This window comes from Imperialibacter roseus, from assembly GCF_032999765.1.
In the GTDB taxonomy this organism is placed as follows: domain Bacteria; phylum Bacteroidota; class Bacteroidia; order Cytophagales; family Cyclobacteriaceae; genus Imperialibacter; species Imperialibacter roseus.
Genome location: NZ_CP136051.1, coordinates 5,761,551 through 5,784,868 on the forward strand (window position 1 = coordinate 5,761,551; position 23,318 = coordinate 5,784,868).

Genomic DNA, 23,318 nt, shown 5'->3' on the forward strand with positions numbered 1-23,318 from the left:
AACACCCGAAAAATGAAAAGAAGAACTTTTGTAAAAAACAGTGCCCTTGCCGCTTCGGCTGTTATGGCTGGGCCTTCTCTGTTAGCCAGAAATCCGAAGCAAGACATCATCCTCGGCCACGGAAAAAAGCGCTACAAGCTCGACACCAAATGGAGCCAGGCCGACATCACCAAATACCCGGTGAAAGACTGCCACGAAATGGTGCAGGACAGCAAAGGCCGCATCCTGCTCCTCACCAACGAGACCAAAAACAATGTCATTATCTACGACAAAAAAGGGAAGCTGCTTTCAACGTGGGGATCGGAATACCCCGGGGCTCATGGGTTGACTTTGTTTGACGAAAATGGCACCGAAGTGCTCTTCATCTGCGACAACAACCGCCATCAGGTAATTAAAACAGACATGAACGGGCGAGTACTTTTGACGCTCGACTATCCAAAAGAAACGGGCGAATACACAAAGGCCGACGAATATGTGCCAACTGAAACGGCCATTGCTCCCAACGGGGATATCTTTGTTGCAGATGGCTACGGCAAAGACTTTATCACGCAGTACGACAGCAAAGGCAACTACATCCGTCACTTTGGCGGCCGGGGAGAAACTAATGCCCACCTCCTCAATGCCCATGGCGTTTGCATGGATTTCCGTGATCCAGCCAATCCATCATTGGTTATCAGCTCCCGTCAGCAAATGGCTTTCAAGCGCTATACGCTTGACGGCAAATACTTGTCGACCATTTCTCTACCCGGCGCCTGGGTTTGCAGGCCGGTTATTAAAGGCGACTATTTGTATGCTGCGGTGCTTATGAGCGCCAGTCAACCATGGAAGCAATCTGGGTTTGTAACGATTCTCGACAAGAAAGACAAAGTCGTTTCCAACATCGCTGCGAATGCCCCGGAATATGAAGCCGGCCAATTGAAAGAACTTTTCCAAACCGATGCCGTTTTTGCCTACCCCCACGATGTGTGCATCGACGATGAAGAAAATCTTTATGTAGCTCAGTGGAATTCGGGCCAGGTATACCCTTATAAACTAACGCCTGTTTCATGAGCAAGCTTCGGGGCTTGATCAGCAATGGCAGCTTCTTTGTTTGCTGCTTGCTGGCGTTTCTTCTCGTATTCGAAAACAGTTTTACTACACCCGCCTGGCTTCAGGTGATAGGGAGGATGCACCCTTTACTCCTGCATTTTCCCATAGCCTTATTGGTTGTTTATGCCCTGCTGGTTTTTTTAAGCAAAACACCAGCCGAGTCGCCAGCTGATGAATCACTTCGAGCAGACGACCTGCTTCTTCTGGGAAGTTTTACCGCTGCTCTTTCAGCACTCATGGGTTTATTGCTCTCAAAAGAGGGCGGCTATGCTGAAGGAAGCCTGACCTGGCACAAATGGGGTGGAGCGCTGGTCGCTTTTTCATCTTATGGATGGTATACCTTCAGAAAGAAGACGAATCTACAGCCTATGCTGTCAAAAGGTATTCCCGTGGGAATGTTGGTGCTGATCACTTTTGCCGGTCACCAGGGCGCCAACATTACACACGGAGACAATTTTGTGCTGGCGCCCATCACCCCTGACGCAAGTTTCGAAGATGTTCCTTTCGCTGAGGCCGTAATTTACGATCACATGGTGCAGCCTATTCTGAAAGAAAAGTGCATGGGCTGCCACAACAGCCGCAAAGCCAAAGGTGAGCTGGTGATGGAAAGTCCGGAAACTATTTTGGCTGGTGGTAAAAACGGACTGCTATGGGACTCTCTGAATTATGAAGCCAGCCTGCTTCTCAAACGCATTCACTTGCCGGAATCGGTAGAAGAACATATGCCGCCCGAGGGTAAAAACCAGCTCACAGATGAAGAGAAGGAAGTACTTGAAGCCTGGATTGCCGCTGGTGCGCCTTTCGACGCTTTGGCAGTCGAAACTGCTCCGGATCAACCCCTTTACCAAATAGCACAGGCAAAATTCAACGCCACCAAAAGCTATGATTTTGAGGCCGCCGACCCCGTACTGGTTGAATCGCTGAACTCCAACTACCGGATCATCAGTCCTATTGCCCTCAACTCACCAGCACTCACGGTCAGCTTTTTTTCTAGCGAAGCGTTCGAACCAGCGCAACTAAAAGAACTCGACAAAATCCGCACACAGGTAGTTGAACTGAGCCTCAACAAAATTCCGGTCAAAGATGAAGACCTGGCTTTGTTGGCGGCTTTTGAAAACCTGAAAAAACTTCATCTGAACTTCACCAATGTTTCGGACAAAGGACTGTCTTCATTGGCGAAACTTTCGAACCTGCGAGAACTATCACTATCAGGAACGGCCGTTACTGCGGCGGGCGTCTCTGAGCTGAGGCCTCTCTCCACTCTTCAAAAAATATTTATCTGGAATACAGGGATTGATGCAGGGCAGGTTGCTGAGTTAAAGGAAGTTTTTCCCAATGTCTCCTTTGAGTCGGGCTTCGATGACAAAGGCGCCGTTATTCAGCTATCGGCTCCGGTAATTGTTGGCAACGATGCCTTCTTCACCGACCCCATTTCCGTGAAGGTGAAGCATTACCTCAACGGAGTTACTCTGCGATATACGCTCGATGAATCCGCACCCGACAGCATCAGTTCCCCAATCTACGAAGATGGAATTCCTTTGGATGGCAATGCAACCATTAATGTCAAAGCATTCAAAGACGGATGGTACAGCAGCGAAATGGTGTCGAAATCATTTCTGAGAAGTTCGATTACACCAGGCAGTGTTAGTCTGTTGACTCCGCCGAACCCGAAATACAAAGGGAAGCTGGAACAAGCGCTTTTCGACCATATAAAAGGAACCAATATCCACACAGATGGCAACTGGCTAGGCTACCAGGGCGAACCCATGGATGTGCAAATAATGTTAGGTGAAGAGATTCCTCAAAAGTCAATCACCGTGAGCTGCCTCAATAACACAGGAGGTTGGATCATGCCTCCCGCCAGTATCGACATCTGGTACGGTGACCATGAAAAAAATCTGAAACTTTGGAAGAAAAACAAAGTGGATCAGCCAACCAAAAACTTACCGGTTGGCCCCGCTTTCTACACTTTCGATTTGCCTAAAGAAAAATACAAGATGCTTAAGATTCATATCATGCCCGTTACCAAACTTCCAGCCTGGCACGATGCCAAGGGAAACCCCGGGTGGGTATTTGTCGATGAGGTTCTTTTGAATTAATCCAATTTTGACAGGTTAAGTAGCGTATGATTTTTCTCCTGATTTACCCCTACCCTTCTATGTTGTAATCCAAGAAGTGGCCAGCAATACTTTGCCTCCATGTTCCTTGTTAGTCATGATAAATCATCATAAAAACATCCTTCTATCAACGGACTAGTAAGCCGCATTTCCTTGTTTAATTTCTATGAATGAAAGCAGCAGCCTAAAGGAAACGAATACTAAAATTTAGCATCGCAAGGGCTGAGTAGCTGTCTTTCAAGTGAAGTTTGTTTTATGATGATAGTCTCTTCATTTAACCACCGCATATTCATACTCTGTTTCATTTTTCAATACAAACCTTATACGATTCAATAACTTTTTAGCTATTCGAATAATAGCTCTATTTGGCTTCATTCGCTTACACAAATTACTATAAGCCAGAGCTAGAGCAGGATCAATTCTACTGGCAACCCATGCACTTTCAATAAGTACCCCTCTCAATGGTTTATTGCTTCTGGGTGTAATGCTTCCTGTTCGATCTTTATCTCCTGAAGAATTAGTAGATGGAATCAGTCCAATATAAGCACAAAGTTTATCCAGGTTCTTGAACCGGTTGATCTGCTCGAGTTCTGTAAGCAAAGTCATCGACACAACCAGTCCTACTCCGGGAATACTTTTAAGGCAGTTAATTTTATGAGCATACGCCTCACTTTTAGCTATTGTCCTTAGCTGCTTATTGATTTTGAGTAGTGTAGACCGTAAATGATCAACTGTATCCACCGTGTCGGCTATTACGGTATGGCCGTAATCTGTCGATAGCCTTATGGTTGCTAACCATTTGGAGAAATTAGCTGACCAGTGGCGTGATGCAGAGTCCAGTTCTGCCGGAATTTCAATACCATAGAAATGTAAAGAAGCTTTGACCCTGGTCTTGTTTCTACTGATTTCCTTGACCAAAGTTTTACGGTACCTTACCAGCCCACGAAGTTCTTCTATAGCCCTGTCTGGAACATGGATAGCTTCTAATTCTCCAGTACGTAAACAGCGTGCAATTTTTCTACTATCTCGGCTGTCCTCCTTTTGTTTCTTCTCTTTATCTGTGGTAGGAATGTCTGCTGGGTTGACTACAATATTGTGTATGCCACATGCCTCCAGAGATCGGTGAACACTGTAACCGCAAAATCCTGCCTCATAGGCTGAATAATATTCGGCCCCTGGAAAGGTTCTCCTTAGATAGCTGGCTAAAGTCTCAGCTCTCGGATCCTGTGAAAACGTCTTATGTGTAAGCTGTTCCAATAATATGGTCACTTTCCAACTGGTTAAATGCACATCAATGCCAACGAATACCTTTTGACCTTCGAAGTTCAATTCTTTACTTTTACCTTTCATAAGCTTCTATCTTTTTAGTTTGACAAGTGTTGATGTCTATCCAAAACTAAATTGCATAGAAGCTTATGCTTTTACAATCATAAGGCCTAAAGGGAGTCAGGAGAAAAATCTGACTGTCCCTTTTGGGGTGCCTGGCTTAGGATTCAGGGTAAAACAGGCAGGTTTTTCGAATTAGACAAAGTAGACTTAATCCTCCTGGAAAAAAGCTATCTCTTCCAACACCAGTTTTTCCTATATTGGTACAAAACCGACCTGTCATGAACAAGAGGATCCTGCTTACCCTTTTTGTCGGCCTCGCTGGCCTGACAAATTTATCCGCACAAAAGACCGCCAAACTTCCGGTTAACAAAACGGCGGTGCTCTCCTCGGTGGATGAACACACCTCCGAACTTATTGATCTCAGCGACAAAATCTGGGAGGCAGCAGAAATCGCCTTAAAAGAAAATGTTTCCGCCAAAGCCCTGGCCGACTACGCCGAAGCTCAGGGCTTCACTGTTGAAAGGGGCGTTGCCGAAATGCCAACGGCTTTTATCGCAAGCTATGGCAGCGGCAAGCCAATTATTGGCATCATGGGTGAATACGATGCTTTGCCCGGATTGTCACAGAAAGCAGTACCGGAAAAATCTCCCCTGATTGACGGAGCCGGCGGGCATGGCTGTGGCCATAATCTATTTGGCCCCGGAAGCCTGGGAGCAGCAGTGGCCATCAAGGAGCTGATCGAGCAGGGTAAGCTGAAGGGAACAGTGCGGTTTTATGGTACGCCGGCCGAAGAGGCCATCGGCGGGAAAATCTATATGGCGAGGGCCGGGTTGTTCGATGACCTGGATGCCTGCTTCGACTGGCACCCCGATGCAGAAAACAAAGCCAGCACCCAAAGCAGTCAGGCCATGATCGAAGTAACTGTCGAGTTTTTTGGCCAGGCGGCCCATGCTGCTGCCGATCCGTGGAATGGCCGAAGTGCGCTGGATGGCGTGGAGGCATTTGTCAATGGATTGAACATGTTTCGTGAACACATGAAACCTTCTGTTCGCATTCACTACATCATTGAAAAAGGCGGAGAAGCTCCCAACATTGTCCCCGACTATGCAAGAGTAGGGCTGTATGTTCGTGACGCTACCCGAAAAGGCATGATGGAAGTCTACGAAAGGGTGCAACAGATTGGGGAAGGTGCCGCTCTTGTTGCTGGAGTCACAAACAAAATGACCATCACTTCAGGCTACCACGAGCAGTTGCCCAATATCGCCGGCGCCAATGTGCTTTATAAAAATATGCAGCTGGTTGGTCCGATCAGTTACACACCGGAAGAGCTTGAGTTTGCAAAAGGCATTCAGCGATCAGTTAAGATGGAAGAAAAAGGTCTGGATGGCAGCATCGGAGGCATTGACCCAACAGCCGAGTTCCCCACAGGCGGCTCAACCGACGTGGCCGACATCAGCTGGATTACGCCGGAAATTTCGCTTGTCGCTACTACTGCTCCTATTGGCACACCGTGGCACTCCTGGGCCGTGGTTGCCTGCGGCGGTATGTCGATTGGGCACAAAGGAATGGCATTCGCTGCCAAAAGCCTGGCGCTGACAATGGTCGATCTTTTTGAAAACGAGTCGATCAGAAAAGCGATGCGAGATGAGTTTCTGGAAAAAAGAGGCGATTATGTGTACAAGGCCATTTTACCTGATGGGCCTCCGCCTGTGAAATAGGCGCTATCACGAATGCCTGCAAATTCTTGTCAACAACTTCTGTTCACGGTTTGTTGATATTGAATGGAGAAAGGAATTCATATCATTTGGTTTAGAAATGACCTTCGTTTACTTGACAACGAGGTTCTGCTAAGTGCGATGAAGCAGTGTCAGTATCTGTATCCGGTTTTTGTTTTTGATCCGAGACAGTTCGAGGAACAGTCGCTTGGATTCCCTAGATGCGGGCCTCTTCGAACAAATTTTCTTCTGGAGTCGCTGACTGATCTGAAAGCAAACCTTCAGAAAAAAGGCAGCAATCTAATTGTCAGGTTTGGGCTGCCTGAAAATATCATTCCTGAATTGGCGACACAACTGGAGGCAACTGCGGTTTTTGCATCCAAGGAGGTGGCTACGGAGGAAGTGGCTATAGAGAAGTCGCTTGAGTCAACACTATTTCGAAAAAAAATTCTACTAAAGCTATTTTGGCAGAGTACACTTTGGCACGAAGATGATATTCCCTGGCCTATTCAAAATCTGCCAGAAGTGTTTACGCAATTTAGGAAAGAGAATGAGAATGCCACACCAATCCGACCAGCAAAGGATGCCCCTGCTAAGCTTCCCGCCTTCGGTAAAGTGGACGCAGGCCAGCTTCCAGACTTACGGGATTTTGGGCTTCAACATCCCGGCCTCGACGAAAGGGCAGCCATTCATTTTTCGGGCGGAGAGAACGCTGCACTAGAACGGCTTAGGGCCTACCTTTGGGATACCAAGGCTATTACACAATATAAAAATACCCGAAATGGATTGCTGGGATCAAACTATTCAACAAAGCTGTCGGCCTGGTTGTCGCTGGGCACCATTTCACCAAGATATGTTTACTATGAGGTGAAAAAATTTGAACAAGAAGTCCTGAAGAACGACTCCACCTACTGGTTAATTTTTGAACTGTACTGGCGAGACTACTTTAGGTTTGTGATGAAAAAGTATGGGTCTTCTATGTTTCGAACCAAGGGTATCCGTGGCCAGCCTATTTATTTCGTTCAGGATATGGTAATCTTCGAGCTTTGGCGAACCGGAAAAACTGGTGTGCCTTTCATTGACGCCAACATGAGAGAGCTCCTTCAAACAGGCTTCATGTCCAATCGGGGCAGACAAAATGTAGCCTCTTTTCTGATCAAAGACCTTCAGGTGGATTGGGTTTGGGGAGCGCAATGGTTTGAATCGCAACTGATCGACTATGACGTTTCCAGTAACTGGGGTAACTGGAATTATGTTGCAGGAGTCGGCAACGACCCCCGGGAGAACAGGTACTTTAATATCCTCTCACAAGCCATGAAGTATGATGGAAAGGGTGACTATGTACGGCACTGGTTGCCCGAACTATCCGGCATCCCGGGTGGGAAAGTACACCGGCCAGACGCCCTTCGAAAAGCTGATCTTTTTGAAGCTGGTGTGCAACTGCCTGAGAGCTACCCTTTGCCTATAGTCGACAGCAGCAAGTGGATATAATATGAAGTTGGAAGCATAACTGAGGAAAGGAAGTTATTGCGTCAATGTGTACAGGTGTTATCTTAGTTGCAAATAAAAAGAACAGTATGTCCACTAATTATCATGGCGTCTAAAATGAAGCATCTGTATTTGGCAGGCAAATTGGTCTTAACAATCTTGTCTCTGAGCTCTGCTACTGGCTGTGCTCAAAACGATTCTTTCAAAGTCATCTCCTTCTTCACCGCCAAAAACGACCAGGCCCATATCAGCTTTGTGGGTGAGGCCCATCCGTGGTTCAAAGAACAGGCAGCTAAGCACCGTTTCTCTTACGACTCCACCAGCAACTGGAGCAATCTTAACAACGACTTCCTGGCCAACTACGACCTCGTGATTTTCCTCGATACCCGGCCGGAAGCGCCTGAGCAAAGGGCCGCACTTGAAAAATACATGAAAAACGGCGGGGCATGGATGGGGTTTCATTTTGCTGGGTTTGCTCTTACTCCTTCCGATTTTAATCAGGACTGGGATTGGTACCACGAAGAGTTTTTGGGTGCCGGTCAATACAGAAGCAATACCTGGCGACCAACCTCGGCCGTTCTTCGCAGCGAAGCACCCGACCATCCCGCTCTGAAAAACTTGCCGGATACTTTCAAAACGTCACCAAGCGAATGGTACCGGTGGGAAAATGACCTGACTAAAAACCCTGACATCGATATTTTGCTATCTGTCGACTCATCAAGCTTTCCGCTCGGCACAGGACCCAAGCAGCACGAGATTTGGCACAGTGGCTACTACCCCATCGTGTGGACCAACACCAGGTACCGCATGATCTATTTCAATTTTGGCCACAACGATATCGACTATGACGGCGGCACCAACAAGACACTTTCGGCTACTTTTCATAATCCGCTCCAGGATCAGCTTGTGATCAACGCCCTGCTTTGGCTGGGTAATAGGAAGTAAGCCACCTGCGTAATTCCCAATTTGGCATTGCCGAGTTTCTCTTATCTTGGGCTCCAATTGAAAACCCAAACTCTGCATTGCATCGATATGAGAAAATTGTTACTACTTCTACTTTGTCTGGCATTTACCCAAACATGGGCACAAGTGCAAAGCCCGAAAGAATTTCTCGGCTACGAACTTGGCGAAAGATTTACCCGGCACCACCGGGTGGTGGAATATTACCAGCACGTGGCAGCCAATTCTTCTAAGGTTGTCCTCAAGGAATACGGGCGCACCTTCGAAGATCGCCCACTGGTTTATGCCATCGCTACCAGCGAGGCCAACCATCAAAACATTGAAACTATCCGAACCGACAACCTGAAACGGGCCGGTTTGCAAAGTGGTAGCCCATCTACCAATATTCCTATCATCTGGCTCAGCTACAACGTGCATGGCAACGAGTCCGTTTCCATGGAAGCCAGCATGGCCACTATTTACGAGCTGGTCACCAACAAAGCTTCCTGGCTCGAAGAGGGTGTAGTGATCATGGATCCATGCATCAACCCAGACGGAAGAGATCGCTATGCCAACTATTACAATCAGTATGGCAACAAGGATTACAATCCCGACCCTCAAAGCAAAGAGCACAACGAAGTGTGGCCCGGCGGCAGAGCCAACCACTACCTGTTCGACCTGAACCGGGACTGGGCATGGCAGACTCAGATTGAGTCGCAGAAGCGAATCGCAGTCTACAACCAGTGGATGCCACAAATACATGTCGATTTTCATGAGCAGGGCGTCAACAGCCCCTACTACATGGCACCTGCAGCCAAGCCCTATCATGAGCTGATTACCAAATGGCAATATGACTTCCAGGTAACTATTGGTAAGAACAATGCCAAATACTTTGATCAAAATGGGTGGCTCTATTTTACTAAAGAGCGGTTTGATTTACTGTATCCATCTTACGGTGATACCTACCCTGTGTACAACGGAGCCATTGGCATGACCTACGAACAAGGCGGTGGCGGACGTGGTGGTTTAGGCGTACTTACAGCCGAAGGAGATACTTTAACACTGAAAGACAGAATTGCCCACCACCACAGCAATGGTGTTTCAACAGTGGAAGTTACGGTTGCCAACAAGGCGCAGGTACTTCAGGAGTACCAGAAGTTCTTCAGTAACAACGTCAACAGCTTCCCTGGCAAATACAAAGGGTTCGTGATCAAGGGAGATAACAACCCTGACAAGCTAACTGCTCTTACTAATTGGCTCGATGCCATGGGAGTTTCCTACGGAACAGGCGCTGCCGGTAAACCGCTGAAAGGCTTTAACTATCAGACTCAGGCAACCGAATCTTTCAACCTGAATTCCAGCGACCTGGTCATTAGCAACTATCAGCCGAGAGGCGTTTTGGCCAGCATTCTGTTTGAGCCAAGCACTTATGTGGAAGATTCTAACACCTACGACATCACGGCGTGGGGTGTTCCCTATGCCAAAGGCTTAAAAGCGTATGCTGTCTCCGAGAAAATCATGCCTGGAACTGGCAAGTACAGCGCTCCGTCAGCTGAGGTAACTTCAGCCGACAAAGCCTACGCTTATATTGCCCGCTGGCAAACGCTGGAAGATGCTAAGTTTCTAGCCCAACTGCTCAAAAACAAGGTGAAAGTTCGCTATGCTGAAACACCATTCTCCATCGGCGGAAAAAATTACGAAAGAGGCACCCTTATCATTACCCGTCGGGGGAATGAGCAGCATGCTTCCCGTTTCGATGGATTGGTAAAAGGCCTTGCCAAAGAATATGGCCGTTCGCTGGATGCCACCACTACTGGCTTTGTTGATTCAGGCAAAGATTTCGGCAGTGGCGATGTTCACTACATCGATGCTCCTAAAGTGGCTGTGCTGGCCGGCAACGGTGTTTCCTCTTTGGCTTTTGGCGAAACCTGGCATTTCTTCGAGCGTCAGCTCGACTACCCGATCAGTGTACTCGACACTGATGACTTCGGACGTTTTGACTTATCTGGCTACGACGTGATCATTATCCAAAACGGCAGATACAATGGGCTGGGCGACGGCTCCATGAAAATGATTGATGATTGGGTGCGAAACGGCGGAAGGCTGATACTTGTGCAAGGTGCGCTCAACAGCTTTGCTGATCGTGATGGCTATTCGCTGAAGCGCTATGCTGATGATGATGAAAAAGCTGCCCTGAAAAAACTGAAGGAAAAATGGGACGAAGCAGACGCCAGCGTGAAGTATGCTGACCGTGAACGAAACTACATTCAGGGGATTATCCCCGGAGCTATTTACAAAGTAAGCCTCGACAATACCCATCCACTGGCTTATGGCTACGGCAACTCGTATTTTAGTTTGAAAACAGCCGAAAGCAGGTTCGGCAAATTGTCCGGCGCCTGGAACGTAGCCTATATCCCAACGGGGGCTAAACCTGTAAGTGGTTTTGCTGGCAACAGGGTACAAAAGGAACTGGAGAACTCACTGGTTTTTGGCGTTGATCGCATGGGCGGTGGCCAGGTGATCTACATGTCTGACAATCCATTGTTCCGGGCATTTTGGGACAACGGCAAACTGTTGTTTGCTAACGCTGTTTTCTTTGTGGGTCAATAATTGATTATCAACTAACCTAAATGATATGAAAAAGCTATTGTTTATAGGATTTCTGGGGCTTATGACTGCCTGCTCGCCGGGTACTTCCAACACAAAAGAAGGTGCCGACACACTGAAAGCTCAGGTAAGCGCTCCTTCGGATTACGATCCGGAAGCAAAACTAAAAGAGCTCGGCATCGAGTTATCAACTCCTTCGGCGCCGGTAGCCAACTATGTGAATGCCGTCCGTACGGGCAATTTGGTTTTCCTTGCCGGCAAGGGCCCATCGAAAGCTGATGGTAGCTACGTCACCGGGAAAGTGGGCGTTGATTTAACTATCGAACAAGGCTACGAGGCTGGAAGGCTTACTGCCATTAGCCAGCTTTCGGTATTGAAAGCAGAGCTTGGCGACTTAAGAAAAGTAAAACGTATTGTAAAAGTGTTGGGAATGGTGAACTGTGCACCAGACTTTACCGATCAGCCCAAAGTAGTTAATGGCTACTCTGATCTGATGGTTGCAGTGTTTGGAGAGAGAGGCAAACATGCCCGTGCCGCAGTTGGCATGGGGTCGTTGCCTAACAACATAGCAATCGAAGTAGAAATGATCGTCGAGGTGGAGTAAAAACATCTCTGGTAAAGAAAATGGAAACCCGGTGCTATTGCTTCGGGTTTTCTTTTTTTATCATGCTTGAGGTAGCAGCATCAACCCCATTCGCCGATTTTTGCATGCCGATAGGACCTGGCGAAAATTTATTCTTCCAAAGGAGGGCGTTTTTGCAACCGATAACGAAAGGCGACGTCTATAGGACTGGGCAAATGATGTAACAAGTTAAGAACAATTACCTGGGGAGTATCTGCCTTCCTGGTCAACAGGTTGGTGATCGGAAGTGGTGCTTGCCAATTTTATCTCAATATACTCAACTTTATGAACATCATCGGAAATTTGCTCTGGATTATTTTTGGGGGAGGCATCTTCCTGTTTTTCGGCTACGTAATCGGAGGCATTGCCCTTTGTCTTACCATCGTCGGCATCCCATTTGGCTTTCAATGCTTTAAAATCGGCATACTTGCCCTCAGTCCTTTCGGGCAAAAAGTGGTGACTACCGAAAGTAACTCCGGCTGCCTGGCCGTAATCATGAATGTAATTTGGCTTCTCACCGGAGGTCTGTGCGTGGCAGTTACTCACCTGGTGTTTGGGCTGCTAATGTTCGTTACCATTATTGGCATTCCCTTTGCCACCCAACACATGAAATTAGCTTCGCTGGCATTGACGCCATTTGGGAAAGACCTCCGGTAAATTTCCGGATTTTGAATCAAGCTAGTTGCGCATCTTTCGCAGGCCCGTTGAGTTGATGATCTTGATATTGCTGCCTTTGATTTCGATGAGCTTTTCATCTTTGAAATCAGAGAGGGTTCTGATCACGGACTCCGGAGCAGTGCCAACAATATTGGCGAGATCCTCCCGGGGAATATTCATATTGAATTCCTCTCCTTCGTTCTTTTCTTTGAACTTATCTTCCAACATCACCAAAGCCTCAGCTACTCTTTTTCTGACCGAGTTGTAGGCAAGCTTCAGGATTCTTTCCTCCATCTCCACCAAGTTGTTGGAAATCATTTTGATGAACCTGATGGAAACATCCCGGTTGCTGTTCAGTAGTTTGTAGAAGTCTTGCTTTGGGATAAGGCAAATTTCGGAATCCTCCATGGCCATGGCCGACTCAGTGTAGTTAGAATTCTGCAAAAGATCGATGTATCCGATAAAATCACCTTCTTTAAAAAGGCCGGTGATGTATTCTTTGCCGTCGTCGTTGGTTTTGTATGTTTTAGCTTTTCCGCTGTTGACAAAAAAGAGCCCGTGTGGAAGATTGCCTTCGTAAAAGATTATTTCTTTTTTCTTAAATTTTCTGATGGTGCGGTCGGCCGACAAATGGCTCAGCTCATTTAACGCCTTTGCGTCATTCATAAAATCCGCAATGCCATCCACATCATTGGAATACTCCTTTCTGGCAATCTGGTTTTTGCGAAGCCGCAGTTCAATGATATCCAGCAACTCCACATCATCAAAAGGCTTGGTCAGATAGTCGTCGGCACCCATACTCATCCCTTTCCTAAAATCCTCTTTTTCAGATTTAGCGGTAAGAAATATAAAAGGGATGCCGGCCGTCTCAGGTAATTTCCCTAAAACACGAAGCACACCATAACCATCCAGCTCAGGCATCATGATATCACAAATGATCAGATGTGGTAATTCCTTCTTGGCCTTTTCGATTCCCTCCTTACCATTGGCAGCTGTTATCACCTCATAATTGGAGAGCTCAAGAATCTCTGCGGTATTTTCCCGCATTTCCATATTGTCCTCAATAAGCAATATTTTAGTCATAGCTAGGTTGTGTTATCGGTATCGCCACCCTGAATTCGGTGCCTTTGTTTTCTTCACTGCTAAATTCAATATGTCCGTTCATTAGTTCAATATATTTCTTGACAATATTGAGCCCCAGGCCTGTTCCCTGTATATTGATGGCATTGTTGGCCCTGAAAAACCTGTCGAAAAGATGTTGCTGATCCTTCTTCGGTATGCCAATTCCCTCATCTTTAACCGTGATTTTCAGGAGCCCATTCTCTCTACCCAAACCTAGGTGAATTTTTTGCCTTTCTCCAGAATATTTCGACGCATTGTTGAGCAAATTGATCAAGATATTCTTAGTCATTTGCTCATCAACGTAGATTTCTCCAAATGTACCTTCCGCTATACTCAGCAGTATATCCTGGTCTTCCTTTAAAGTAGGGCTTATCTGAGAAACCACCTCACTAATCATTTGTTCCAAATCAAATGATACAGGGTTAAAGGTCGTTTTCCCTTCCTCCAATTTCCCCAAAGACAAAAAGTCGTTAAGAATATAGGTCAGGTTATTTACAGAAGATTTGATACGATGGACGTGTTTGTCTATTTTTTCCTTTTGATCCGAATCTGAAATATAACGGCCTATCAGAGACACTGAAGAAAGGATAGTGCTTAGTGGGGTTCTGAATTCGTGAGACGCTGTTGTGACAAACCTGCTCTTGAGTTCATTGAGCTCCTTTTCCTGATTCAATGCTCGGAGTACTTCCTTCTCTGCTTTTTTCCTTTCTGTAATGTTTTTACAAACAATCAATAGGTTCTGTATTTTCTCTTCGTCATCGAACAAAGGGACGGCATTGATCTGGTACTCCCTTTCGCCGTTGGCTACCGTCACTTCCATATTCAATGGCACACCTTTAAGTACCTTTTTCAAATTTTTAATGAAGGCTTCTTTTTGGTCTATAAAAGTCATCGAACTGGCATACGACCCTATCCATTCCTGCTTATTCCTCATTTCAGGCTCTTCGGCTTTCCCATCTACAAGGAGGAACCTTAAATCCTTATCTAACACACACAGCATTCCATCTGGAAAATTACTGGCTATGGCGCTGTATATTTTCTGGCTTTCTCTTAGAGCCTTTTCAGCCTGCTTTCGTTCGTCTACTTCTTTTTGAAGTGATTCATTGGAATAGGAAAGTCTTTCATTCGCTCTCGCCAAATCACGAGTCCTTTCCATCACTCTTCTTTCCAATTGCTGGTTCAGCTCCTTTATTTCGTTCAGGTTGAGAACGTGCTGAATGCCGTATCTTATCGAGCGTTCCAGCTGATCTGGATTAATCGAGCCTTTGACCATGTAATCGACAGCCCCAAGCCTTCTGGCCTCCTCGTCTATTTGCAGGTCACCCTGTCCTGTAAGTAAAATGAACGGGCCCATAATTCCCCTCTCCAAAGAATAGCTAATGAGGTCAAGACCGCTTTCAGCACCAAGCCTGAAGTCGACCAAATAGGCTTCGTGCTCATTTTGAAGAATTTTCACTTTTGCCTTTTCAAAATCAGGCTCCCACGCCAAAGTGTATGCCCCGGACGGAAAATCGGCTATGATGTCCCTGGTGATTAGAAAGTCTTCCTCATCATCGTCTATCAGAAGTATACTTATCGATGACCGATGCTGATAATTAGTCATGGTTTGCGGGAAGTTCTACGATTTCAAACCAGTAGTGGCACAATGTATTCATAATCTCAACCAGCGCCTTGAACGTAACCGGCTTAGTGATGAAAGAATTCACCCCCAAGTCGTATGTCTGCATGATGTCTTCGTCTGCCTTAGAAGTGGACAGTACTACAACGGGGAGAGATTTAAGCAGCTTACTCGATTTTATTTCTTTCAAGGCCTCCCGGCCATCTTTCTTGGGCATGTTGAGATCCAAAATGACAAGTCCGGGAGTTGGAAACTTTTCTTTGTCGTTATACGGGGGGCGGTTAAAAAGGTAATCCATCAACTGGACGCCATTTTCAACAAACTCTACCCGGCTAACCAAACCGTTTTCATCAATTGCTTCTTTAGCCAGCAGCCTGTCCTCCGGGTCATCTTCGGCAATCAGGATAAGTATTGTATTGTTTTTTGAAGTTTTAGTTCTCATGTCTGGTTTGCCTTTTTGATAGAGTTAGAATAAACGTAGCACCTACTCCTGGTGTGCCTATTGCTACGATATCTCCGCCATGTCGGTTAGCCACTCGCTTGCAAATGGCCAAGCCTATTCCGGAGCCTTCGAATTTTTGACCCTCCAGCCGTTGAAAAATATGAAAAATTCGATCCGCATATTTTTGATCAAAGCCCGTTCCGTTGTCCTGGAAGGTGACTTCAACAGTCTCGTCGCCGGGAGTAGCCGTCAGGTGAGCCTGCTCCTGAACCGCCCTGGCCGAGATCTTTATTCTTGGCTTTTCACCATCTTTCACAAACTTGATGGCGTTTGAAATCAAGTTTTGAAAAACCTGTGCCAATTGAGTATAGTCTCCGTCTATAGTGGGCAAGTCGGAAGCCTCTACTCTAGTTTCTGTTTGCTCTATAAGCAGCTCAAGGTCGGTGAGCACTTCTGCCAAAACCTGATTCAAATCAACCTGTACAAATTCTCGGGTCTTTGATGAAATTCTCGAGAAAGACAATAGATCATTAATAAGCCGCTGCATTCGGCCGGCGGCGTTCAGCATTCGAGCCAAATAGTCTTGCCCTTGCTCCGACAAGTTCGGAGCTTCTTTATGAAGAAGTCTGTCTCCAAATGCCTGTATTTTTCTTAAGGGCTCCTGTAAATCGTGCGACGATACATAAGCAAAATCTTGTAGCTCCCTATTACTTCTCTCAAGCTCGGCGGCATATCTCCGCAGTTTTTCCCTTGATAGCTTCAGCTCCGTGATATCGTGAATGATACCTGTGAAAATCGTTTTTCCTTCAAATTGAATTTCCGTAACACTTAAGTAAAGAGGAAATTTAGATCCATCTTTCCTCTTTCCGCTTACCTCTCTACCTATCCCAATTATTTTTTTTACACCCGTCGTCCGGTAGTTTTCCAGGTAAGTGTCGTGTCGGCTTCTGTCAGGTTCAGGCATTAACATTTTAATATTCTGACCAAGTACTTCCACTGGTTCATAGCCAAACAGCCGGGCCGCAGCTGGGTTCATTGACTCAACAATTCCCTTTTCGTCAATTGTGATTATTCCATCAATGGCATGATCAAAAATGGCGCTAAGCCTGGCCTCTGATTCTCCGGTGGAATAGTTTTTCATGGATTAAATATTATCAAAAAAGTGCTGTTTAATAGAGTCCGCTATAAGAGTGTCCACATTTACAAATCAGTAACAACATCAATATGGATTGTAAATATTTTCTTCTTTATCGGAAGAAGGTTTCCTCAATAACTATATGCTGGATGTATTTTCTGCTCCTATTTTGTAAAGATAAAATGAATTTTGTAACCGTCTTATACAAGTTCGATCTCTTGAGGCGATAAATGAAAAAGCATTGGCAAATGCCAATGCTTTAATTCTTTCTCTCAAAGAGTCTTTGATGATCAGTTAAGTAACTCGAAAATACCAGCTACGCCCTGTCCACCGCCTACACAGGCGGTGACCATGCCATATTTTTTCTTCTGCCTTCTCAATTCATTGAAAATCTGAACCGACAGTTTGGCTCCTGTGCAACCGAGCGGATGACCAAGCGCTACTGCACCACCATTCACATTTAATTTCGACATGTCGAAATCCAGGTTCTTGGCAACAGCCAATGCCTGAGCTGCAAAAGCCTCATTCAATTCAATCAAGTCAATGTCTGCCATTTTCAGGCCGGCTTGTTTCAACGCCTTTGGCACTGCGGCTACCGGCCCTATCCCCATTATTCTTGGTTCCACGCCAGCTGCCGTATAGGCCAGCATTCTGGCAATTGGCTTCAGGTTATATTGCTGCACCATTTTCTCTGACATCACCATCACAAAAGCTGCGCCATCAGAAGTTTGTGAAGAGTTACCCGCAGTTACCTTTCCGCCCATTCTGAAAACAGGCTTTAGTTTTGCAAGCACTTCGAGACTCGTATCTTCTCGTGGGCCCTCGTCGGTATCTACCACAAAGTCTCTCGTCTTTTTCTTACCGTCCTTGTCCACATACGTTTCGTGAACATTGATCGGGACAATCTCATCTTTGAATTTTCCGTCCTTTATTGCCTTGATGGCTTTTTGATGAGAGTGATAAGAAAATTCGTCAGCGTCTTCCCGGCTAATGTTGTAGTCTTTTGATACTTCCTCGGCCGTTAAGCCCATGCTGATATAATAGTCAGGGTTTTCGTGCGCTATTTTCCAGTTGAGTGCGGTTTTATATCCCATCATAGGCACCATCGACATTGATTCGGTACCCCCTGCAATAATACACTCTGCAGTTCCGGCGTGAATTCTTGCCGCTGCAATGCTTATCGCCTCCAGGCCTGAGCCACAATACCGATTCACTATCAAGCCGGGCACTTCCATCGGCAAAGCCAGCAATGAAATCATTCTACCCATTTGCATGCCTTGTTCAGCTTCGGGCACAGCGTTTCCCACGATAAGGTCGTCTACCCTTTTGGCATCAAAGCCCGGAACCGAAGCAACCAGGTGTTTGATGACATCTGCTGCCAGGTCGTCGGGGCGGGTAAAGCGAAAGCCCCCTTTTTTCGACTTTCCAACTGCCGTTCTGTAGCCGGCCACTATATATGCATTCATAATTGTAGTCTTTTTGTGGTTAACAAAATTTAGTTCCTCAACGGCTTGCCTTTGAACAAAATGCTGTGAATTCTTTCCACAGTTTTTGGCTCACCCGTCAGGCTGAGGAATGCCTCCCTTTCCAAATCAAGCAGGTATTGCTCCGACACTTCCGTCGGCGATGAAAGATCACCCCCACTCATGATGTAGCCAAGCTTTCTTGCAATCAGGGCATCGTGCTCCGAAATATATTTTCCATACAGCATACCAGTTATGCCAGCTTCGAACAAAGCCAGTGACGATTGACCATGTACTTTGATGTCCCTTCGTTCCAAAGGCTGAGTATAGCCAGCTTCCGATAGTTCGATGGCTTTCCTTTTTGCGTCAGCCAAAAGGCGAGCTCTGTTCAGCGTGATTTCGTCAGACGGTTTGATATAACCCAATGCCTTGCCTTCGTGTGCCGAGGTGGCCACTTTGGCTGTAGCGATCGTCATAAAATATTCCTGCAAATGATTGAGCTCCGGATCACCGGGAGCATAAGAGTCACTGGCCCTCAGTGTCATTTCTTTTGTGCCGCCGCCCGCAGGAATCAAACCTACGCCAAATTCCACAAGGCCTATATACGTTTCGGCGTGTGCCTGAATAGCGTCACAATGAAGTGAAAGCTCGCAGCCTCCACCCAGCGCCATGCCCGAAGGGGCTGAAATTACTGGCACAGATGAAAAGCGAGCTTTCATCATCGTAGTTTGGAACTGGCGAATCATCAAATCGATTTCGTCAAACTCCTGATCGGAAGCATACATGAATAGCATAGCCAGGTTAGCACCCGCTGAAAAGTTGGCACCCTCATTACCTATAACCAAGCCTCGATAGTTCTCCTCCGCTTTTGCAATAGCGAGATTGATTCCCTCAATTACTTCCTGACCGAGAGAATTCATTTTTGTATGGAACTCAAGATCCAGAATACCATCACCGATGTCATAAAGTGTTGCGCCAGCATTTGACCAAACCACTTTGTTTTCTTTAAAAGCATCAAGGATAATAAGCCCTTCTTTTCCGGGAATTGGTTTGTACGACTTTGTAGGGATGTCGTAGTAAAGCTTCTGACCTTTTTCGAATTTGTAGAAGGATGTATTGCCTGTAGCTAGCATTTCATGTACCCATGGCGACACTTCCATTCCTGCTGCCTTCATCTTTTCGGCAGTCGCTTTTACCCCTACCAAATCCCACGTCTCAAAAGGACCAAGCTCCCAGGCAAAACCAGCGCAGACAGCCTGATCGATTTTATAAAGCTCATCGGCAATTTCCGGAATTCTCATTGAGCAATACCTGAACACATCGTAGAATGTCGCCCGATAAAACTCACCAGCTTTGTCCGTTGCATTGATCAGTTTTGGCAGGCGCTCTTTTACACTTTCAATATCTTTTACTTCTTCAAGCGATTTAAAGGAAGCCTTGGTTCTTGACCCATATTCAAATGTCTTCAGGTTCAACTCGAGAATTTCCTTCTCGCCTTTTTCGTTTACTGTCTTTTTGAAGAAGCCTTGTTTTGTTTTGTCGCCCCACCATTTTTTATTGTAAAGCTCCTCTACAATTTTCGGTAGTTTGAATGTGTCCTTCGACTCGTCTTTTGGCAAGCCCTGCAACAAATTTCTTGATACATTAACTGTGGTGTCGAGCCCTACCACATCCATGGTTCGGAAGGTGGCCGATTTTGCCCGGCCGATAATCGGTCCGGTCATTCTATCAACCTCACCGACAGTCAGTCCCATTTTTTCCACCACATGCATGCCCGACATCAAAGAGTAGACCCCTATCCGGTTGGCAATGAACGCAGGCGTGTCCTTACATAGCACAGTTTCTTTACCGAGGTACAAATCGCCATAGTGCATAAGGAAGTCCACCACCTTTTGGTCTGTAGCCGGAGTAGGAATGATTTCCAGCAATCTCAAATAACGAGGCGGATTGAAAAAGTGTGTTCCGGCAAAATGCTTCCTGAAATCCTCGCTTCTTCCTTCAGCCATTAGGTGGATTGGAATACCCGACGTGTTGGAAGTAACCAAGGTGCCTGGTTTGCGGAATTTCTCTACCTGATCATAGACCTTTTTCTTGATATCCAGGTTTTCAACCACAACCTCCATCACCCAATCACACTCCGCAATGGATTTCATGTCGTCATCAAAATTGCCTGTCTTTACCAGGCTTGCCTTTTTGGCGTCAAAAAGCGGAGCTGGCTTTGAAAAAATTGCTGTTTGAAGGGCGGTGTTTACAATTCGGTTACGAACAAGTGGGTGCTCCATTGTTAAGCCTTTCTTTTTCTCATCGTCCGAAAGCTCTTTCGGAACAATGTCTAAAAGCAAAACCTGAACACCAATGTTCGCAAAGTGACATGCTATTCTTGAGCCCATTACACCGGAGCCAAGAACTGCCACCTTTTTAATAACTCTGTTCATAAATTTTCTCTTCGTTAATGTAAGTATGGATCAGTTGTTTATCCTCTATGAGTTGATTGATTTGTGTGATGACGTCAAAGAATACTTTGAGCTTTTCAGGCTCAACCTGGTCGATCACCATTTCGTTGAATGCGATAACTACCCGTTTTGAGAGCGTCTTCTGATACTTTCCCTTTTCAGTTAAAAATATCCGGACTGACCTGCCATCATTCGGGTCAGGCATTTTGTAGATGAGCTTCCGCTCTTCCATATTTTTGAGCATTCTCGTCAGGCTTCTTGCTTCCAACCCCATCAAAGGAGCTATTTTGGTGGCGGGGGTGCCCTCTTCGCTTTCTATATTGAGCAACACAAATCCAATCGATGTTGTAATACCATCATTTTGGCCGGCCTGGTTGTACATCCTGGCAATGCTATGCCAGGCCACTTTAATATTATAGTCAATAGTTTCTTCTCTCTTCATTCTAAAGGGATAACGGGAGTATATCAAATATAACAAAATTTGTTATGCATGCATACTATTTCTTGCCTGGCATTTGATCAATGCAGAAAAGTGTATTTATTGATTGAGGTCGCCCCGGAGCTCCCGGAATCTTTTGCGAGCCTCGGCGGTGTAGATACTTCCGGGGTAGGTTGTAAGAAGTGCTTGAAAAGCTTCCATGGCGAGTTGCTTATTCCCCAACTGCTTGTCGATAATTTTACCTTTTAGAAACAAGGCATCATCGCCAAGTATATCCGTAGGGTAGCTGGTGAGTATCTTGTCAAGGAGGGCAATCGCTACTTCCGCATGGCCCAACTCCTGGTTAATTTGTGCCATTTTGTACCAAACCTCATCGGTAATTCTGTGGTTGGGAAATTGGCTAAGCAACGAGTCAAAACCTTGAAGAGCCTCAAGTTTCTTGTTTTGGAAAAGCAGCAAATCAACTGCAGCGAATTTCTTCATCGCCAGCTCGGTGGTGTCCATCAGTGTATTGTCCTGAATCAGCAGACTAAGTGCCATTGCATCATTAGATATTTCCCGTGAGGTGGCCAATTTCAAAATATCGAGATGGGCTTTGGCAAGTTCAAAGTCGCCATTGTAATAATTGAGCTTTGCATTCTTGAGTTTTGCCTCATAGCCAATCAGGCTTTCCTTGCTGTCTTTTTCCACCTGCGAATAAAGTAATGTCGATTCCCAGGGTTCTCCTATCAGCAGATAGATGTCTCCAAGATCTAGTTTGCAGCTGGAAACCAATTGCGGCTGAGCCCTCGGAAAATTGATAATGTCTTTTAGCGTAGAAATTGCCTGATCCTTTTCATCAAGATAAAAAGCATATAACAAAGCCTTGCTTCGGAGCGCTTCCAGGGTGTTGCTGTTCAAACCCGAATCTTTGATAAGATTATCGTAATCGGCGATCAAAGTTCTGATGGCGGTGGTGTCAACCGGATAAGTGTTTTTAACTTTTCCTTCCCTGGCCTTTATCAGCATCCTTCTTGCTAACACATAATTGGAAGACGATGGATATGTTTGAATAATCCATGAAAAAATATCTTCGGCATCTTCGAACGCTCCATTGTCAATTGCTATGATACCAATTTCCAGTACCCTCGAGCCCTCACCTCTCTCCCGGCGGTCAATGGCTCTGGCTTGCGTAAATGCACCAAAAAAATTTTTCTGCTGAAGTTCTGCCCAAATAAGTAATTCGCCATAGATAATATCATTGGGACTTTTCTGCACCTTTTGGATAAGGATCGTTTCAAGAGCCTCTAAGTCTTCGGGCTCCGTGAGCAGGTTCTGCAGAATATTCCTGACGTAGTTAATATTATTGGGATTTTGAATGGCGAAGTTGAGATACTCCTCCATCATTTGCTCCCTATTATTGAGAAGACGGTAGATATTCGCCAACTCGATAGCGTATGCATACTGGTTACCGGATGATTGTCTTCCTGCCAGATAAGTTTTAAGGGCATATTCTCTGAGCTGCTTGGAGATAAAAGTTTGCGCAGTTATTCGGAGCTTGTAGTTGTCTCCCTTTATGCCTGCTATTACCGACTCAAATTGGCTATTGGCCTTATCGGCTTTTCCTGCCGCCTGATACACCATGCCCAGGTCTATCTTATAAATTAAATTGCCATCGTCTCGCTTAATTTGTTTCTCTACGTAATCCTCTGCTTCCTTGTAGTTCTCCAGGTTGATGAGAAGCGCCAGATAATTATTGTGAACAAAGGGGATGTTTCTGGAATCCTTTACCAGGTCTTTATAAAGATCGAGCGCCTTGTCAACATCGCCCTGCCCCAAATATTCGTTCGCCAGGTCAATTTTAGCGTTGTCCTGCCCACGCAATAGAACTGGCGCAACCAGGATGAGAATTGCTACTATTATCAGTCGTTTACTCATTTATCCACATTTTCTGTTTTGTAATATATATAACTAAATTTTTAAAAGATTAATTGAAGAGTATTATTAAGTCTGTGGATTTGTGGATAAGAAAATTAGCATAAGTCGATTGTAGATCAAATTGGAGTTTCAAACAATATGTTAACATTGAAACGCAAGCGATAGT

17 protein-coding genes are annotated in these 23,318 nt (G+C 45.7%); 8 read left to right on the top strand and 9 right to left on the bottom strand.

Going from position 1 to position 23,318, the window contains the following annotated elements; genetic code table 11:
* Positions 1-12: 12 nt before the first annotated feature.
* Complete coding sequence (locus RT717_RS24205; RefSeq protein ID WP_317488917.1) at positions 13-1,050, top strand: NHL repeat-containing protein; 1,038 nt, start codon at positions 13-15, stop codon at positions 1,048-1,050.
* The gene (locus tag RT717_RS24210) at positions 1,047-3,188 is read left to right on the top strand and encodes a c-type cytochrome domain-containing protein (RefSeq protein WP_317488918.1); all 2,142 of its coding nucleotides are present in this window, start codon (positions 1,047-1,049) and stop codon (positions 3,186-3,188) included. The genes RT717_RS24205 and RT717_RS24210 overlap by 4 nt, the downstream gene beginning before the upstream one ends.
* 288 nt (positions 3,189-3,476) lie before the next feature.
* Here the strand turns inward: RT717_RS24210 and RT717_RS24215 are convergent, their stop codons facing one another.
* Positions 3,477-4,556, bottom strand: coding sequence for an IS110 family RNA-guided transposase (locus RT717_RS24215; RefSeq protein ID WP_317488055.1), 1,080 nt, complete (start codon positions 4,554-4,556; stop codon positions 3,477-3,479).
* Between the two features lie 257 nt (positions 4,557-4,813).
* On the opposite strand from RT717_RS24215, the gene RT717_RS24220 reads away from it, so the two are divergent.
* The 6 genes from RT717_RS24220 (at position 4,814) to RT717_RS24245 (ending at position 12,563) form a co-directional block, all read left to right on the top strand.
* Complete coding sequence (locus RT717_RS24220; protein ID WP_317488919.1) at positions 4,814-6,253, top strand: amidohydrolase; 1,440 nt, start codon at positions 4,814-4,816, stop codon at positions 6,251-6,253.
* Positions 6,254-6,316: 63 nt separating this feature from the next.
* Complete coding sequence (locus RT717_RS24225) at positions 6,317-7,741, top strand: DASH family cryptochrome (protein WP_317488920.1); 1,425 nt, start codon at positions 6,317-6,319, stop codon at positions 7,739-7,741.
* Between the two features lie 114 nt (positions 7,742-7,855).
* Positions 7,856-8,683 carry a ThuA domain-containing protein gene (locus RT717_RS24230; protein WP_317488921.1) on the top strand — a complete coding sequence of 276 codons (828 nt, stop codon included), beginning with the start codon at positions 7,856-7,858 and terminating at the stop codon, positions 8,681-8,683.
* Between the two features lie 87 nt (positions 8,684-8,770).
* Positions 8,771-11,287, top strand: coding sequence for a M14 family metallopeptidase (locus RT717_RS24235; RefSeq protein ID WP_317488922.1), 2,517 nt, complete (start codon positions 8,771-8,773; stop codon positions 11,285-11,287).
* A gap of 25 nt (positions 11,288-11,312) precedes the next feature.
* Entirely contained in the window at positions 11,313-11,888 is a 576-nt protein-coding gene (locus tag RT717_RS24240) for a RidA family protein (protein WP_317488923.1), read from the top strand.
* A 303-nt stretch (positions 11,889-12,191) separates the two neighbouring features.
* The gene (locus RT717_RS24245; RefSeq protein ID WP_317488924.1) at positions 12,192-12,563 is read left to right on the top strand and encodes a YccF domain-containing protein; all 372 of its coding nucleotides are present in this window, start codon (positions 12,192-12,194) and stop codon (positions 12,561-12,563) included.
* Between the two features lie 21 nt (positions 12,564-12,584).
* Here RT717_RS24245 and RT717_RS24250 read toward each other — a convergent pair whose 3' ends face one another.
* The 8 genes from RT717_RS24250 to RT717_RS24285 all read right to left on the bottom strand — a co-directional run bounded on the left by RT717_RS24250 (position 12,585) and on the right by RT717_RS24285 (position 23,152).
* On the bottom strand, positions 12,585-13,646 hold the full coding sequence (locus RT717_RS24250) for a response regulator (protein WP_317488925.1): 1,062 nt from the start codon (positions 13,644-13,646) through the stop codon (positions 12,585-12,587).
* The gene (locus tag RT717_RS24255) at positions 13,639-15,288 is read right to left on the bottom strand and encodes a sensor histidine kinase (protein ID WP_317488926.1); all 1,650 of its coding nucleotides are present in this window, start codon (positions 15,286-15,288) and stop codon (positions 13,639-13,641) included. Before RT717_RS24255 ends, RT717_RS24250 begins: the two co-directional genes overlap by 8 nt.
* Positions 15,281-15,745, bottom strand: coding sequence for a response regulator (locus RT717_RS24260; protein ID WP_317488927.1), 465 nt, complete (start codon positions 15,743-15,745; stop codon positions 15,281-15,283). Before RT717_RS24260 ends, RT717_RS24255 begins: the two co-directional genes overlap by 8 nt.
* Complete coding sequence (locus RT717_RS24265; protein WP_317488928.1) at positions 15,735-16,886, bottom strand: sensor histidine kinase; 1,152 nt, start codon at positions 16,884-16,886, stop codon at positions 15,735-15,737. Before RT717_RS24265 ends, RT717_RS24260 begins: the two co-directional genes overlap by 11 nt.
* Before the next feature lie 284 nt (positions 16,887-17,170).
* The gene (locus RT717_RS24270; protein ID WP_317488929.1) at positions 17,171-18,346 is read right to left on the bottom strand and encodes an acetyl-CoA C-acyltransferase; all 1,176 of its coding nucleotides are present in this window, start codon (positions 18,344-18,346) and stop codon (positions 17,171-17,173) included.
* Positions 18,347-18,375: 29 nt separating this feature from the next.
* Positions 18,376-20,778: a 3-hydroxyacyl-CoA dehydrogenase/enoyl-CoA hydratase family protein gene (locus RT717_RS24275; protein WP_317488930.1), complete on the bottom strand. Its 2,403-nt coding sequence runs from the start codon at positions 20,776-20,778 to the stop codon at positions 18,376-18,378.
* Positions 20,762-21,238, bottom strand: coding sequence for a MarR family winged helix-turn-helix transcriptional regulator (locus RT717_RS24280; RefSeq protein WP_152001423.1), 477 nt, complete (start codon positions 21,236-21,238; stop codon positions 20,762-20,764). Before RT717_RS24280 ends, RT717_RS24275 begins: the two co-directional genes overlap by 17 nt.
* Positions 21,239-21,334: 96 nt before the next feature.
* The gene (locus tag RT717_RS24285; protein ID WP_152001422.1) at positions 21,335-23,152 is read right to left on the bottom strand and encodes a tetratricopeptide repeat protein; all 1,818 of its coding nucleotides are present in this window, start codon (positions 23,150-23,152) and stop codon (positions 21,335-21,337) included.
* Positions 23,153-23,318: the final 166 nt, after the last annotated feature.

Bases quoted from the DNA above. Each gene is read 5' to 3' on its own strand.
- RT717_RS24205 (WP_317488917.1), top strand. From the start codon at position 13: ATGAAAAGAAGAACTTTTGTAAAAAACAGTGCCCTTGCCGCTTCGGCT.
- RT717_RS24210 (WP_317488918.1), top strand. From the start codon at position 1,047: ATGAGCAAGCTTCGGGGCTTGATCAGCAATGGCAGCTTCTTTGTTTGC.
- RT717_RS24215 (WP_317488055.1), bottom strand. From the start codon at position 4,556: ATGAAAGGTAAAAGTAAAGAATTGAACTTCGAAGGTCAAAAGGTATTC.
- RT717_RS24220 (WP_317488919.1), top strand. From the start codon at position 4,814: ATGAACAAGAGGATCCTGCTTACCCTTTTTGTCGGCCTCGCTGGCCTG.
- RT717_RS24225 (WP_317488920.1), top strand. From the start codon at position 6,317: ATGGAGAAAGGAATTCATATCATTTGGTTTAGAAATGACCTTCGTTTA.
- RT717_RS24230 (WP_317488921.1), top strand. From the start codon at position 7,856: ATGAAGCATCTGTATTTGGCAGGCAAATTGGTCTTAACAATCTTGTCT.
- RT717_RS24235 (WP_317488922.1), top strand. From the start codon at position 8,771: ATGAGAAAATTGTTACTACTTCTACTTTGTCTGGCATTTACCCAAACA.
- RT717_RS24240 (WP_317488923.1), top strand. From the start codon at position 11,313: ATGAAAAAGCTATTGTTTATAGGATTTCTGGGGCTTATGACTGCCTGC.
- RT717_RS24245 (WP_317488924.1), top strand. From the start codon at position 12,192: ATGAACATCATCGGAAATTTGCTCTGGATTATTTTTGGGGGAGGCATC.
- RT717_RS24250 (WP_317488925.1), bottom strand. From the start codon at position 13,646: ATGACTAAAATATTGCTTATTGAGGACAATATGGAAATGCGGGAAAAT.
- RT717_RS24255 (WP_317488926.1), bottom strand. From the start codon at position 15,288: ATGACTAATTATCAGCATCGGTCATCGATAAGTATACTTCTGATAGAC.
- RT717_RS24260 (WP_317488927.1), bottom strand. From the start codon at position 15,745: ATGAGAACTAAAACTTCAAAAAACAATACAATACTTATCCTGATTGCC.
- RT717_RS24265 (WP_317488928.1), bottom strand. From the start codon at position 16,886: ATGAAAAACTATTCCACCGGAGAATCAGAGGCCAGGCTTAGCGCCATT.
- RT717_RS24270 (WP_317488929.1), bottom strand. From the start codon at position 18,346: ATGAATGCATATATAGTGGCCGGCTACAGAACGGCAGTTGGAAAGTCG.
- RT717_RS24275 (WP_317488930.1), bottom strand. From the start codon at position 20,778: ATGAACAGAGTTATTAAAAAGGTGGCAGTTCTTGGCTCCGGTGTAATG.
- RT717_RS24280 (WP_152001423.1), bottom strand. From the start codon at position 21,238: ATGAAGAGAGAAGAAACTATTGACTATAATATTAAAGTGGCCTGGCAT.
- RT717_RS24285 (WP_152001422.1), bottom strand. From the start codon at position 23,152: ATGAGTAAACGACTGATAATAGTAGCAATTCTCATCCTGGTTGCGCCA.